At 60.6% G+C, this 13,267-nt stretch carries 13 protein-coding genes and 2 tRNA genes; 1 reads left to right on the top strand and 14 read right to left on the bottom strand.

The window, feature by feature from the left end; genetic code table 11:
* The first annotated feature begins 1 nt into the window (after position 1).
* Positions 2-304 (top strand): DUF2845 domain-containing protein, encoded by a 303-nt coding sequence (locus GYB81_RS21550; RefSeq protein WP_161867182.1) that lies wholly within the window; start codon positions 2-4, stop codon positions 302-304.
* A 199-nt stretch (positions 305-503) separates the two neighbouring features.
* On the opposite strand, the gene GYB81_RS21545 is transcribed toward GYB81_RS21550, so the two are convergent.
* From GYB81_RS21545 to glmM, 14 genes are all read right to left on the bottom strand, one after another.
* Positions 504-701, bottom strand: a complete 198-nt coding sequence (locus GYB81_RS21545) for a CsbD family protein (RefSeq protein ID WP_161867183.1) — start codon at positions 699-701, stop codon at positions 504-506.
* 57 nt (positions 702-758) lie between these two features.
* Positions 759-1,112, bottom strand: coding sequence for a BON domain-containing protein (locus GYB81_RS21540; protein ID WP_161867184.1), 354 nt, complete (start codon positions 1,110-1,112; stop codon positions 759-761).
* Between the two features lie 364 nt (positions 1,113-1,476).
* Complete coding sequence (gene pnp / locus GYB81_RS21535; protein WP_161867185.1) at positions 1,477-3,585, bottom strand: polyribonucleotide nucleotidyltransferase; 2,109 nt, start codon at positions 3,583-3,585, stop codon at positions 1,477-1,479.
* Positions 3,586-3,756: 171 nt separating this feature from the next.
* On the bottom strand, positions 3,757-4,026 hold the full coding sequence (gene rpsO / locus GYB81_RS21530) for a 30S ribosomal protein S15 (RefSeq protein ID WP_003240577.1): 270 nt from the start codon (positions 4,024-4,026) through the stop codon (positions 3,757-3,759).
* Positions 4,027-4,245: 219 nt separating this feature from the next.
* Positions 4,246-5,166 (bottom strand): tRNA pseudouridine(55) synthase TruB, encoded by a 921-nt coding sequence (gene truB / locus GYB81_RS21525; RefSeq protein WP_024309413.1) that lies wholly within the window; start codon positions 5,164-5,166, stop codon positions 4,246-4,248.
* A 2-nt stretch (positions 5,167-5,168) separates the two neighbouring features.
* Entirely contained in the window at positions 5,169-5,558 is a 390-nt protein-coding gene (rbfA, locus tag GYB81_RS21520; protein WP_024309414.1) for a 30S ribosome-binding factor RbfA, read from the bottom strand.
* A 112-nt stretch (positions 5,559-5,670) separates the two neighbouring features.
* Positions 5,671-8,160, bottom strand: a complete 2,490-nt coding sequence (gene infB / locus GYB81_RS21515; protein WP_161867186.1) for a translation initiation factor IF-2 — start codon at positions 8,158-8,160, stop codon at positions 5,671-5,673.
* Between the two features lie 27 nt (positions 8,161-8,187).
* Positions 8,188-9,669, bottom strand: a complete 1,482-nt coding sequence (nusA, locus tag GYB81_RS21510) for a transcription termination factor NusA (RefSeq protein WP_161867187.1) — start codon at positions 9,667-9,669, stop codon at positions 8,188-8,190.
* Between the two features lie 160 nt (positions 9,670-9,829).
* The gene (gene rimP / locus GYB81_RS21505; protein ID WP_161867188.1) at positions 9,830-10,288 is read right to left on the bottom strand and encodes a ribosome maturation factor RimP; all 459 of its coding nucleotides are present in this window, start codon (positions 10,286-10,288) and stop codon (positions 9,830-9,832) included.
* A gap of 129 nt (positions 10,289-10,417) precedes the next feature.
* A tRNA-Met gene (locus GYB81_RS21500) sits at positions 10,418-10,494 on the bottom strand.
* 97 nt (positions 10,495-10,591) lie between these two features.
* Positions 10,592-10,677, bottom strand: a tRNA-Leu gene (locus GYB81_RS21495).
* 7 nt (positions 10,678-10,684) lie between these two features.
* Positions 10,685-11,062: a preprotein translocase subunit SecG gene (secG, locus tag GYB81_RS21490; protein WP_161867189.1), complete on the bottom strand. Its 378-nt coding sequence runs from the start codon at positions 11,060-11,062 to the stop codon at positions 10,685-10,687.
* Between the two features lie 3 nt (positions 11,063-11,065).
* Entirely contained in the window at positions 11,066-11,821 is a 756-nt protein-coding gene (tpiA, locus tag GYB81_RS21485) for a triose-phosphate isomerase (RefSeq protein ID WP_161867190.1), read from the bottom strand.
* A gap of 65 nt (positions 11,822-11,886) precedes the next feature.
* Entirely contained in the window at positions 11,887-13,224 is a 1,338-nt protein-coding gene (gene glmM / locus GYB81_RS21480; protein WP_161867191.1) for a phosphoglucosamine mutase, read from the bottom strand.
* Between the last annotated feature and the right edge of the window lie 43 nt (positions 13,225-13,267).

Below are 13,267 nucleotides of genomic sequence, written 5' to 3'. Positions count from 1 at the left end.
CATGCGCAAACCTGGCTATCTGTTGCTGCTGCTCTGCCTGCCTTTGCTGGCCGAGGCATCCTCGACCTATCGCTGCGGTAGCGCGCTGGTCAGCAAGACAGCCCCCAGCGCCGAGGTGTTGAGCAAGTGCGGCGAGCCTGCCAGCCGAGGCTTTCTCGGCTACAAGGAAGTGGTCGACCATTACGGCTTTCGTAACGAGGTAAGTGTCGAAGAATGGGTTTACGGTCCGAAAAGCGGCATGTACCACTTTTTACGCTTCGAAGGCGGTCGCCTGACCGAGATACGCAGCAAACGCGGCGATTGACGCATCACCGCAGCGCGGCCTGACTCGTTCGCTGCGCATAAAAATCAAGGCCCCGCCGGTAGAACCGGCGGGGCCTTCGAGCATCCGTGCTTGTCGCTATCCGTGCTGAGGCATCCATGTCGGCAGCATCCATGCCGATGCGACATCCCTATCTGAAGCTATCCGTACTCGTTCGGCATCCGTACCGGGCTATCCGTGCTTAGAGCGAGTCGCTGAAATCGCGCAGCTCTTGCTGGGCCTTTTCCTTGGTCCAGCCATAGCGTTCTTGCAGCTTGCCAGCCAGGTAATCGCTGTGGCCCTCGGCGACGTCCAGGTCGTCATCGGTCAGGTTGCCCCAACGCTCCTTGATACGACCGTTGAGCTGCTTCCATTTGCCTTTGATGATGTCGCTATTCATGGTCATTCTCCCAGTGACAGAAGGTCAGGCCGGGCTACAACCCGGCCGGCTCGGCTATCAGTCAGCGGTTTTCAGGGCATCGGCGGACACGTCACGCACACCCTCGATTTCCTTGGTCTTGGCGATAGCCAGGTCACGCTCGGCATCGGTCGATACCACACCGGACAGGGAAACCACGCCTTGGTTGGTCTCGACCTTGATGTCCAGCGCGCTGAGGTCCGAGTCAGCGATGAAAGTGGACTTCACTTTGCTGGTGATCCAGGTGTCGGATACCGCCTGCTCGGCTTTATCCACGGTGTCATTGGCCGCCAGCATGGTCGGCTCTGCGGCGAAGGCAGCCGAGGCCAGAGACATGCTCAGCACGGCAGCGGTCAGGGTGGTAGCGGCAATACGGTTGATTGGCTGTTTCATGATTCGACTCCTGTACATTCCAGACAATCTGCAAACCAACTCCTGGCTGCAGGTTCACCAGTACTATCGCAAGCGCTGTGCCAGTTTTTATTAATCCAATAAATCCTTAAAAAACAATAGCTTAGCCATTAGCGCAGAAAAGCTTTTGATTGCATTTCGCCGAGTCGGAAGAATTTTCCCGGGCAATTTGCATGGTTCTGCGGGTGTGGCGTCCATGCCCCATGAAAAACTCAGGTCGCAGATGAGGGCTCGTGAGCGACTTCTGCACAGGCGCAGCGAGAAGGATCAGCCGCTAAAGCCCGACGAGCAGACACAAAAAAGGGCTCCCGCAGGAGCCCTTCTGGTTCGAACCGGCGAACCGTGCTTAGACGCCAGAGGCCTCGGCAGCAGCTACGTCCTTGATCGACAGCTTGATACGGCCGCGGTTGTCCACGTCCAGTACCAGGACCTTCACTTCCTGACCTTCCTTCAGCACGTCGGTGACCTTCTCCACGCGCTGATCGCTCAGCATGGAGATGTGCACCAGACCGTCCTTGCCCGGCAGGATGTTGACGAAGGCGCCGAAGTCGACGATGCGCTCGACCTTGCCGACGTAGATCTTGCCGATCTCGGCTTCGGCGGTGATGGCCAGCACGCGCTGCTTGGCAGCCTCGGCCGCGTCCTTGGTTTCGCCGAAGATCTTGATCGAGCCGTCGTCTTCGATATCGATCGAGGCCTTGGTCTCTTCGCAGATAGCACGGATGGTGGCGCCGCCCTTGCCGATGACGTCGCGGATCTTGTCCTGATCGATCTTCATCGCCAGCATGGTCGGCGCGTTGGCCGACAGCTCGGTACGCGACTGAGCGATGACCTGGTTCATCTGGCCGAGGATGTTCAGACGGGCTTCCAGCGCCTGCTCCAGCGCCTGCTCCATGATCTCTTCGGTGATGCCCTGGATCTTGATGTCCATCTGCAGCGCGGTGACACCCTTGGCGGTACCGGCTACCTTGAAGTCCATGTCGCCCAGGTGGTCTTCGTCACCGAGGATGTCAGTCAGAACGGCGAATTTCTCACCTTCCAGCACCAGACCCATGGCGATACCGGCAACCGGCGCCTTCATCGGCACACCGGCGTCCATCAGCGCCAGGGAAGCGCCGCAGACCGAAGCCATGGAGGAAGAACCGTTGGATTCGGTGATTTCCGATACCACGCGGATGGTGTACGGGAACTCGTCTTCCTTCGGCAGCATGGCGGCAACACCACGACGGGCCAGGCGGCCGTGACCGATTTCACGACGACCAGCACCGCCCATGCGGCCACACTCACCGACCGAGAACGGCGGGAAGTTGTAGTGCAGCATGAAGGGGTCTTTCTTCTCGCCTTCCAGGGTATCCAGCAGCTGCGCATCGCGCGCGGTGCCGAGGGTAGCGACGACCAGCGCCTGGGTTTCACCACGGGTGAATAGGGCCGAGCCATGGGTCTTGTCCAGCACGCCGACTTCGATCTTCAGCGGACGTACGGTGCGGGTGTCACGACCGTCGATACGCGGCTTGCCGTCAACGATGTTCTGGCGAACGGTGCGGTACTCGATCTCGCCGAAAGCGGCCTTGACCTCGTCGGCAGCGAACTTGCCTTCGCCTTCGCCGGCCAGGGCAGCGATGACCTGCTCACGCAGCTCGTCCAGACGGTTGTAGCGGTCCTGCTTGATGGTAATGGTGTAGGCCTGACTGATGGCCTCGCCGAACTGGTTGCGGATGGCGTCCAGCAGCGGGGTGTTGGCGGCCGGAGCCTGCCAGTTCCAGGTCGGCTTGCCAGCTTCGGCAGCGAATTCCTTGACGGCCTGGATCACAGCCTGGAATTCCTGGTGGGCGAACAGCACGGCACCGAGCATCTGGTCTTCGGTCAGCTCGTCAGCTTCGGATTCCACCATCAGCACGGCGGTTTCGGTACCGGCCACGACCATGTCCAGGCTGGAGGCCTTGAGCTGCTCGTAGTTCGGGTTCAGCAGGTAACCGGTGTCCGGGTGGAAGGCCACGCGGGCGGCACCGATCGGGCCGTTGAACGGGATACCGGAGACGGCCAGGGCAGCCGAGGTACCGATCATGGCAGCGACGTCCGGATCGGTCTTCTTGCTGGTGGAAACTACAGTGCAGACGACCTGCACTTCATTCATGAAGCCTTCGGGGAACAGCGGACGGATCGGACGGTCGATCAGGCGCGAGGTCAGGGTTTCCTTCTCGCTCGGACGGCCTTCACGCTTGAAGAAGCCGCCGGGAATCTTGCCGGCTGCGTAGGTCTTTTCCTGATAGTGCACGGACAGCGGGAAGAAGCCCTTGCTCGGGTCGGCGCTCTTGGCACCGACCACGGTGACCAGCACGGTGACGTCGTTGTCGACGGTCACCAGTACGGCGCCGCTGGCCTGGCGCGCGATGCGGCCAGTCTCGAGGGTTACGGTCGACTGACCGAACTTGAATTGCTTGATTACCGGGTTCACGGTGTTTTCCTTCTCTTTGTTGCCTTTGGGGGAAATCTGAAAGCGGCATGGGAGTCGGACCCGATGCATCCTTCGAAAAGCCAAAAGCTGGAAGCCCGCAGCCGCACTCCGGGGTAAACCCCGAGGTGCCGCTGCGAACTTCCAGCTTCCAACTTGTGCAGCTCGCGTCTATTAACGACGCAGGCCCAGGCGACCGATCAGGGCGCTGTAACGAGTGGTGTCCTTGCCCTTCAGGTAGTCCAGCAGCTTACGACGCTGGTTAACCATACGGATCAGACCACGACGGCTGTGGTGATCTTTGCCGTTGGCCTTGAAGTGGCCTTGCAGCTTGTTGATGTTGGCGGTCAGCAGGGCTACCTGCACTTCCGGGCTACCGGTGTCGCCTTCAGCTTGCTTGTACTCGTTTACGATCTGGGCTTTTTCTTCAACGCTGAGTGCCATGTTGGCTTCCTCTCATCTGGAAACTGCCGAAGCAGTCTCAATAGGCCGGGAATCGCTTCCCGTGTTTTAAAAAGAGGCATGACCGTGCCTACTAACAGCCACCCTCGTAATCCTGACGCTGGTATCGCCAGCCTCAGGTTTCGACCTCTCGGCCGAACCGTTCGGTACTACACACCGGTAGAGTCCGTCCGGGCCTTGAGGCCCGTGTCTCCACCCGTGCTACGCACCGGTATAAATCAATCGACGCGGGGCGATGCGCCCGTCGTCGCTCACTTCACCGATCCCGATGAAGCGACCATTGTGATCCTGCACGCGCACCATGCCGAACTTCGGCGCTTCCGGTGCCCGTACCGGTTGCCCTTGCAACCAGTAGAACGCGCTGTGCTCGGAAAACTGCAGCAGCGGCCAATCCTGCAAACCGCTGTCGACCGGCTGCAGGAAGCGATCGAGCGCTGCGCTGCCACCTTCGGCATGCACCGCTTCCAGCTCTTCCAGCGTCACGGTGCGCGCCAGGTCGAACGGGCCGGCCTTGGTCCGGCGCAGTTCCGCGACATGTGCGCCGCAACCGAGCAACTGGCCAAGATCCTCGACCAGTGTGCGAATGTAGGTACCTTTGCTGCAATCCACCGACAGACGCGCCTGCTCGCCCTCGAGAGCCAGCAATTCCAGGCGCGCAATAGTAACAGAACGCGCCTCGCGCTCCACTACCTCGCCTGCACGGGCCAGCTTGTACAACGGCTGCCCATCCTTCTTCAGAGCCGAGTACATCGGGGGTATCTGTTTGATTTCTCCGCGAAAACGCGGCAACAGGGCCTCGATCTCAGTGCGACCAACGGTCACCGGGCGACGCTCGAGCACATCACCTTCGGCATCGCCGGTGGTGGTGGTCACGCCCAGTTGCGCCACGGTCTCGTAACCCTTGTCGGCATCGAGCAGGTACTGCGAGAACTTGGTCGCCTCACCGAAGCACAGCGGCAGCACGCCGGTTGCCAGCGGATCAAGGCTACCGGTATGCCCGGCCTTCTCGGCGTTGAGCAGCCAGCGCACCTTCTGCAATGCAGCGTTGGAAGTGAAGCCGCGCGGCTTGTCCAGCAGGATGATACCGTCGACCTTGCGGCGAATACGTTTGACCTGCGCCACGCTTATTCCTCGCTGCCGTCCTGGTGCTTGCGATCTTCCGCCACCGCACGCTCGATCAGCGCCGACAACTCGGCACCGCGACGAATGCTGGCGTCGTACTGGAAGTGCAGCTGCGGAATGGTGCGAACTTTCATCGACTTGCCCAGCAGCATGCGCAGGTAACCGGCTGCCTCACCGAGAATCTCCAGGTTGAGCTTGATCTGCTCGGCGTCGTCGTCCTTGCCCATCACGGTGATGAACACCTTGGCATGGGATAGGTCGCGACTCACGTCGACCGCAGTGATGGTTACCAGACCCAGGCGCGGGTCCTTGATCTCGCGCTGGATCAGCACTGCCAGCTCGCGCTGCATCTGATCACCGATACGCTGGGTACGGCTGTAATCTTTGGCCATTTCTTACTTACCTTTCCTTCGCCCGCAGGCCTTGGCGGCAGCGGACGTAAAAGCGGCAAACGCCCGGCCGCGCATGAGCGGGGCCGGGCGTTGCGTGATCGGGATGTCGCGCTTACAGACTGCGCGCCACCTGGACCTTCTCGAACACTTCGATCTTGTCGCCGACCTTGACGTCGTTGTAGCTCTTCACGCCGATACCGCACTCCATGCCGTTACGCACTTCGGCGACGTCGTCCTTGAAGCGACGCAGCGATTCCAGCTCGCCCTCGAAGATCACCACGTCCTCGCGCAGTACGCGGATCGGACGATTGCGGTAGACGGTGCCTTCGATGACCATGCAGCCAGCGACGGCGCCGAACTTCGGCGAACGGAACACGTCACGCACTTCCGCGGTGCCCAGGATGTTCTCGCGAACATCGCTGCCGAGCATACCGGTGAGGGCCTTCTTGACGTCTTCGATGATGTCGTAGATGACGTTGTAGTAGCGCATGTCGAGGCCTTCGGACTCGACGATCTTGCGCGCACCGGCATCAGCACGGACGTTGAAGCCGAACAGCACGGCATTGGAAGCCAGCGCCAGGTTGGCATCGGACTCGGTGATACCACCGACGCCGCCACCGACCACACGCACCTGCACTTCGTCGTTGCCCAGGGTGCTGAGCGAGCCCTGCAGGGCTTCCAGAGAACCACGCACGTCGGCCTTGAGGACGATGTTGAGGGTCTTCTTCTCTTCCTGGCCCATGCTCTCGAAGATGTTTTCCAGCTTGCCGGCGTGGGCACGAGCCAGTTTGACCTCGCGGAACTTGCCCTGACGGAACAGAGCGACTTCGCGGGCCTTCTTCTCGTCGGCCACCACCATCATCTCGTCACCGGCATCCGGAGTGCCGTCCAGGCCGAGGATCTCGACCGGAATCGACGGACCGGCTTCCTTGATCGGCTTGCCGTTCTCGTCGAGCATGGCACGCACGCGGCCGTAGTTGACGCCAACCAGAACCATGTCGCCCTGACGCAGGGTACCGTCCTGAACCAGCACGGTAGCGACCGGGCCGCGGCCCTTGTCCAGACGCGATTCGACCACCACACCACGACCGGGAGCGGTCGGAGTGGCTTTCAGTTCGAGAACCTCGGCCTGCAGCAGAACGGCTTCGAGCAGCTCGTCGATACCGGTACCGGCCTTGGCGGAAACCGGGACGAAGGGTGCGTCGCCGCCCCACTCTTCCGGGATCACGTCCAGCGCGGCCAGGCCGTTCTTGATGTTGTCCGGATTGGCTTCCGGCTTGTCCATCTTGTTCACCGCAACCACGATCGGCACGCCAGCCGCTTTCGCGTGCTGCACGGCTTCCTGGGTCTGCGGCATCACGCCGTCGTCAGCAGCGACGACGAGGATGACGATGTCGGTGGCCTTGGCACCACGGGCACGCATCTGGGTAAACGCGGCGTGACCGGGGGTGTCGAGGAAGGTGACCATGCCGCGGTCGGTTTCCACGTGGTAGGCACCGATGTGCTGAGTGATGCCACCTGCCTCACCGGAAGCCACCTTGGCACGACGGATATAGTCGAGCAGCGAGGTCTTACCATGGTCGACGTGACCCATTACGGTCACCACCGGCGCACGGGACATCGCTTCACCTTCGAACTTCAGCGACTCGGCCAGGGAATCTTCCAGCGCGTTGTCGCTGACCAGCTTGACCTTGTGGCCCAGCTCTTCGGCGACCAGCTGGGCAGTTTCCTGATCCAGCACCTGGTTGATGGTGGCAGGCGAGCCCATCTTGAACATGAACTTGATGACTTCAGCGGCCTTCACCGACATCTGCTGGGCCAGTTCGCCCACGGTGATGGTTTCGCCAATCGATACTTCACGCACCACCGGACCGGCCGGAGCCTGGAAGCCGTGCTGGTTGCGCTTCTTCATCTTGGCCTTGCCGCGACCGCCACGACGGAAGCCATCGCTCTCTTCATCGACACTGCGTGGTGCGACGCGCGGAGCCGGTGCCTTTTCCTTGAGGGTCGGGCGGTGCTGCGCGTGCTTGCGATCACGACGCTCGTCTTCGTCGCTGCGCGCCTTCTCGGGACGACGCACTTCTTCTTTCTTGCGCTCTACCTCGACGACCGGAGCGGCAACTGCCGGCTCGCTGGTCGGAGCCGGCGCAGCGGCGGCGGCCGTGGTTTCGACGGCGGGAGCAGCAGCAGCCTGGCGCTTGGCCTCCTCTTCGGCCTTGCGCTTGGCTTCTTCCTCGGCCTTCAGGCGCTCGGCCTCGGCAGCTGCCTGCTGAGCTTCCAGCTCGCGCTGCTTCTCGGCTTCGAGCTCTTCCGGGCTGCGCTTGACGAAGGTCTTCTTCTTGCGCACTTCAACGCTGATGGTCTTGCTGCCAGCCACCTTGAGGGTGCTGGTGGTCTTGCGCTGCAAGGTAATCTTGCGCGGCTCTTCGACCTTGTCGCCGTGACTGCTCTTGAGATGGGCCAACAGGGCCTGTTTCTCACTATCGGTCACTACTTGTTCGGCACTGCTGTGGGACAGACCGGCTTCACGCATCTGCTGCAGCAGGCGTTCAACCGGAGTGTCGACCACTTTGGCCAGTTCTTTCACCGTGACTTGCGTCATGCATCTTTCTCCTCAGGCCGCAACCGCTTATTCGAACCAGTGGGCTCGAGCGGCCATGATCAGCTTGCCGGCACGCTCTTCGTCGATGCCGTCGATGTCGAGCAGGTCGTCGATAGACTGCTCGGCCAGGTCTTCACGGGTAATCACGCCGCGCAGCGCGAGCTCAAGAGCCAGCGCCTTGTCCATGCCTTCCAGTTCCAGCAGATCATCTGCCGGATGGGCATCGGCCAACTTCTCCTCGTTGGCGATCGCCTTGGTCAGCAGACGATCCTTGGCCCGTGCACGCAGCTCGTTGACGATCTCCTCGTCGAAGCCATCGATGCTGAGCATTTCTTCCATGGGTACGTAGGCAATCTCTTCGAGACTGGTGAAACCCTCTTCGACCAGGACTTGAGCCAGTTCTTCGTCGACTTCCAGCTCGTCGATGAAGGACTGCATGATGTCGCCGGTTTCTGCCTGCTGCTTGGCCTGGATGTCCGCTTCGGTCATCACGTTCAGGGTCCAGCCGGTCAGCTGACTGGCCAGACGCACGTTCTGACCGCCACGACCAATGGCCTGAGCCAAGTTGTCTTCGGCAACGGCGATGTCCATGGCATGGGCATCTTCGTCGACGATGATCGCAGCCACTTCAGCCGGCGACATGGCATTGATCACGAACTGCGCAGGGTTGTCGTCCCACAGCACGATATCCACACGCTCGCCGCCCAGTTCGCCGGAAACGGCCTGAACGCGCGAACCGCGCATGCCGATACAGGCGCCCTGCGGGTCGATACGCTTGTCCTTGGAGCGCACGGCAATCTTGGCGCGCGAGCCCGGATCACGGGAAGCGGCCTTGACGTCGATCAGCCCTTCGGCGATTTCCGGTACTTCGATGCGGAACAGCTCGATCAGCATTTCCGGAGCGGTACGCGACAGGATCAGCTGCGGACCGCGGTTCTCGGTACGAATTTCCTTGAGCAGGGCACGCAGACGCACACCAACGCGGAAAGTCTCGCGCGGAATGATGTCTTCGCGGGCCAGCAGCGCCTCAGCGTTGTTACCCAGGTCAACGATAACGTTGTCGCGGGTGACCTTCTTCACGGTGCCGGAGATGATCTCGCCCAGGCGCTCGCGGTAGGCGTCGACCACCTGGGCGCGTTCAGCCTCGCGCACTTTCTGCACGATGACCTGCTTAGCGGTTTGCGCGGCGATACGGCCGAACTCGATGGACTCGACTTTTTCTTCGAGCACGTCACCGATCTTGGCGTTGGCTTCGACGGCCTGCGGCATGTCGTCAGTCAGCTGATAGGCCGGATCTTCGAACTCGGACTCATCGACCACGGTCCAGCGGCGGAAGGTTTCGTAGCTACCGTTCTGGCGATTGATCGACACACGCAGGTCGACTTCGTCCTCGAAACGTTTCTTGGTGGCGGTCGCCAGAGCCAGCTCCAGCGCCTCGAAAATCACGCCGGCCGGTACACCCTTCTCGTTGGATACCGACTCAACAACCAGCAGTACTTCTTTGCTCATCGTACGCCTCGCCTTTCGCAATCCATTGGTTCTGCGCAATTCGCGTCACGTTCACGCCATTGGCGCTACACCCGTGCGCTGCCGCGCTACCTTCGCGCCATCTGTGTCGCTCGCACTGCACCGACAATCGACAGTCCGGCAGCGACACAGAATCCGCATATCAATCAAATCGGGGGATGATATTGGCCTTGTCGATCAGGTCGATCGGCAACAGATACTCGTGGTCATCCACCTGCACCACCACGTCCTGCTCCTCCACACCGCGAAGGAGGCCCTGGAAGTTGCGACGCCCATCGAAAGGCGAACGCAGCTTGATCTTCACCTGCTCACCGACATGCCCCGCAAACTGTTCGAGAGTGAACAACGGACGATCCATGCCAGGAGAGGAAACTTCCAGCGTGTACTCGGAGGAAATCGGATCCTCGACATCGAGTACACCACTGAGCTGACGGCTGACGATCTCGCAATCGTCGATAAGAATGCCGTCGGCCTTATCGATATAGACACGCAGCAACGAATGACGCCCCTGCGACAGGAACTCGATGCCCCAACATTGATAACCGAGCGCCTCGATTACCGGGGCCAACAAGGCCTGCAACTGTTCTAGCTTGCTCGACACTTAACGGCCCTCGTGCATGCTGTGCAAATAAAAAATGGGCGAAACGCCCATCCCTTCAATCCACCGAAAATACCGGCGGACACTGTCTTTCAGCTAACAAAAAGCCCCTGAAAAGGGGCCTGCTGAAACTGGTTGCGGGGGCAGGATTTGAACCTACGACCTTCGGGTTATGAGCCCGACGAGCTACCAGACTGCTCCACCCCGCGTCAAAGCTGGGCCGGAATTATACGGCCACCCCCTGGCGAGGGTCAACCAAACACTCCAGCAACAAGAAAGCCCGCGAACTGCGGGCTTTCTTGAGTATGGTACCGAGGAGGGGACTCGAACCCCTACAGCCTATGGCCACTACCACCTCAAGGTAGCGTGTCTACCAATTCCACCACCTCGGCAAAACGGTTACCGCTCTGGAGCCTCCGGCACATCCGAAGCATCGGACGCTGGAGCTTGCTCTTCGAGCACCGGCACGTCTTCGACCGCCGGCTTTTGTTGAACTTCCAGAACCGCTGGATCTGGCAGACCAACCTGAGTCAGTGCATCAGCTTTTTCTTTAGCAAAGAACGCTAAACCCAAGCTGGTAATGAAAAAACCTGCGGCGAGTATACCAGTAAACTTACTCAGAAAGGTAGAGGAACCTTGGCTTCCGAATACGGTTGCCGAAGCACCCGAACCGAACGACGCACCCGCGTCCGCACCCTTACCCTGCTGCAGCAAAACCAGCACCACAATCCCGATCGCACCCAGCAGGTGCAGAACAACAATGACGGTTTCCAGCATTCTTCAGCTTCCCGCAGCGCGACAGATCGCACCGAATTCATCCGCATTCAGAGAGGCTCCACCCACGAGCCCCCCATCGATATCCTGCATGCCGAACAACTCGGCTGCACTGGCGGCTTTCACACTGCCGCCATAAAGAATTCTCAGCTCATTGGCAACTTCAGCATTCAGCTGCGCAACCTGCGCACGAATCGCTGCATGCACTTCCTGAGCCTGCTCCGGCGTAGCGGTCAACCCGGTACCAATGGCCCAAACAGGCTCATAGGCAACGATGGCGTCCTTCAGCGAATCGACACCCAAAACATCGATCACTGCGGCCAGCTGGCCACCCACCACTCCCAGCGTCGCATTCGCTTCACGCTGTTCACGGGTCTCACCGACACAGAGCACGGGAACCAGCCCCGCCGCCTGTACCGCTGCAAACTTGCGCACAACCACTTCATCGCTTTCGCCCAGAATCAGGCGACGCTCGGAATGGCCAACCAACACCAGCCTGCAACCGCAATCGACCAACTGGCTGACTGCCAGCTCACCGGTCAAGGCGCCCTGCTCGACTTGCGCCGCGCAATCCTGCGCTCCAACCTTCACAGCCTTGCCATCCAGGCCTTCGACGACCTGAGCGATATGCAGACTGGAGGGGAACACCGCGACCTCGACATCGGCAGGCAAGTCCTGCTGACGCAGCCCTTCGATCAGCTCTGCGACGCTGGCGCGGGTACCGTGCATTTTCCAGTTACCGGCGACCAAGGGGCGACGCATGTTTTACCTCGTCGATCAAAGAGGGCGCAGATGTTACCCAAGAGCATCCGCAGTAGCAAGCGCAATCAAGCACAGACTTCGGCAACAATCTTAGCCAATTCATCGGCATAGCCACGAACCAAGCTTTCATCGTCGCCTTCGACCATCACCCGAACGAGCGGCTCGGTGCCGGACTTGCGCAGCAACACTCGGCCACGCCCGGCCATGCTCTCGGTCACCCGAGCACAGGCTTCTTTCACCGAAGGATGCTCGAGCGGATCGACCGCACTGGAAAAACGCACATTGACCAATACCTGCGGGCACTTCTTCAGGTCACTGCGCGCCTCGACCAGGCTCTGACCGCGACGCTTGAGCGCCATCAGTACCTGCAGAGCCGCAACGATCGCATCGCCGGTAGTGGTGTGCTGGAAGCACACCAGGTGCCCGGAGTTCTCACCACCCAACTGCCAGTTGCGCGCCAGCAGCTCGGCGATCACGTAGCGGTCACCGACATTGGCACGAATGAACGGGATGTTCAGATCAGCCAGCGCCAGTTCCAGCCCCAGGTTGCTCATCAGCGTACCGACCACACCACCGCGCAGTCGCCCACGCTCCTGCAGGTCGCGAGCGATGATGAACAGCAACTCGTCACCATCGACCACTGCACCATATTGATCGACCATCAGGACGCGGTCGGCATCGCCATCGAAGGCGATACCCAGATCAGCCTGCTGCGCCACCACCTCGGCCTGCAGCGCAGCGATATGGGTGGAGCCACAGCCGTCGTTGATATTGAGGCCATCAGGCTGCGCCGAGATGACCCGCACCTCAGCGCCCAGCTCGCGAAACACGCTGGGCGCCACCTTGTAGGCAGCGCCATGGGCGCAGTCGATGACGATCTTCAAGCCCTTGAAGCTGGTACCGCTCGGCACACTGCCCTTGCAGAACTCGATATAGCGACCGGAAGCGTCGTTGATGCGCGAAGCCTTGCCGATCCCCGCAGACTCCACGACGGTCATAGGCTGGTCGAGCAGCTCCTCGATCATCGCCTCGACATCATCCGGCAGCTTGGTGCCCTCGCTGGAGAAAAACTTGATGCCATTGTCATCGTGCGGATTGTGCGAGGCACTGATGACAATACCCGCGTCGGCCTGGAAGGTGCGCGTCAGATAGGCAATGGCCGGCGTCGGCATCGGACCGAGCAGTTGCACGTCCGCGCCCGCAGCAGCCAATCCCGCCTCCAGGGCGGACTCGAACATATAGCCGGAGATTCGTGTGTCCTTGCCGATCAGGATGCGGCACTTGCCCTGCTTGCGAAACGCCATGCCCGCCGCCCAGCCAAGCTTGAGCATGAAGTCGGGAGTAATGGGGAACTGACCGACGCGCCCACGAATGCCGTCGGTGCCGAAATATTTTCTAGCCATAACGCTTTCCTTGTTAGCAGGCCACTGAACACGACCTGCGTTG

Origin of the sequence: Pseudomonas yangonensis (assembly GCF_009932725.1) — a bacterium.
GTDB lineage: Bacteria > Pseudomonadota > Gammaproteobacteria > Pseudomonadales > Pseudomonadaceae > Aquipseudomonas > Aquipseudomonas yangonensis.
The sequence above is the reverse complement of the archived record's forward strand: the minus strand, read 5'-3'. Positions and strand labels throughout refer to the sequence as shown.

What these genes read in the sequence shown, in the direction of transcription:
- GYB81_RS21550 (WP_161867182.1), top strand. Translation starts at nt 2, where the DNA reads ATGCGCAAACCTGGCTATCTGTTGCTGCTGCTCTGCCTGCCTTTGCTG.
- GYB81_RS21545 (WP_161867183.1), bottom strand. Translation starts at nt 701, where the DNA reads ATGAATAGCGACATCATCAAAGGCAAATGGAAGCAGCTCAACGGTCGT.
- GYB81_RS21540 (WP_161867184.1), bottom strand. Translation starts at nt 1,112, where the DNA reads ATGAAACAGCCAATCAACCGTATTGCCGCTACCACCCTGACCGCTGCC.
- rpsO (WP_003240577.1), bottom strand. Translation starts at nt 4,026, where the DNA reads ATGGCACTCAGCGTTGAAGAAAAAGCCCAGATCGTAAACGAGTACAAG.
- rbfA (WP_024309414.1), bottom strand. Translation starts at nt 5,558, where the DNA reads ATGGCCAAAGATTACAGCCGTACCCAGCGTATCGGTGATCAGATGCAG.
- infB (WP_161867186.1), bottom strand. Translation starts at nt 8,160, where the DNA reads ATGACGCAAGTCACGGTGAAAGAACTGGCCAAAGTGGTCGACACTCCG.
- nusA (WP_161867187.1), bottom strand. Translation starts at nt 9,669, where the DNA reads ATGAGCAAAGAAGTACTGCTGGTTGTTGAGTCGGTATCCAACGAGAAG.
- secG (WP_161867189.1), bottom strand. Translation starts at nt 11,062, where the DNA reads ATGCTGGAAACCGTCATTGTTGTTCTGCACCTGCTGGGTGCGATCGGG.
- tpiA (WP_161867190.1), bottom strand. Translation starts at nt 11,821, where the DNA reads ATGCGTCGCCCCTTGGTCGCCGGTAACTGGAAAATGCACGGTACCCGC.
- glmM (WP_161867191.1), bottom strand. Translation starts at nt 13,224, where the DNA reads ATGGCTAGAAAATATTTCGGCACCGACGGCATTCGTGGGCGCGTCGGT.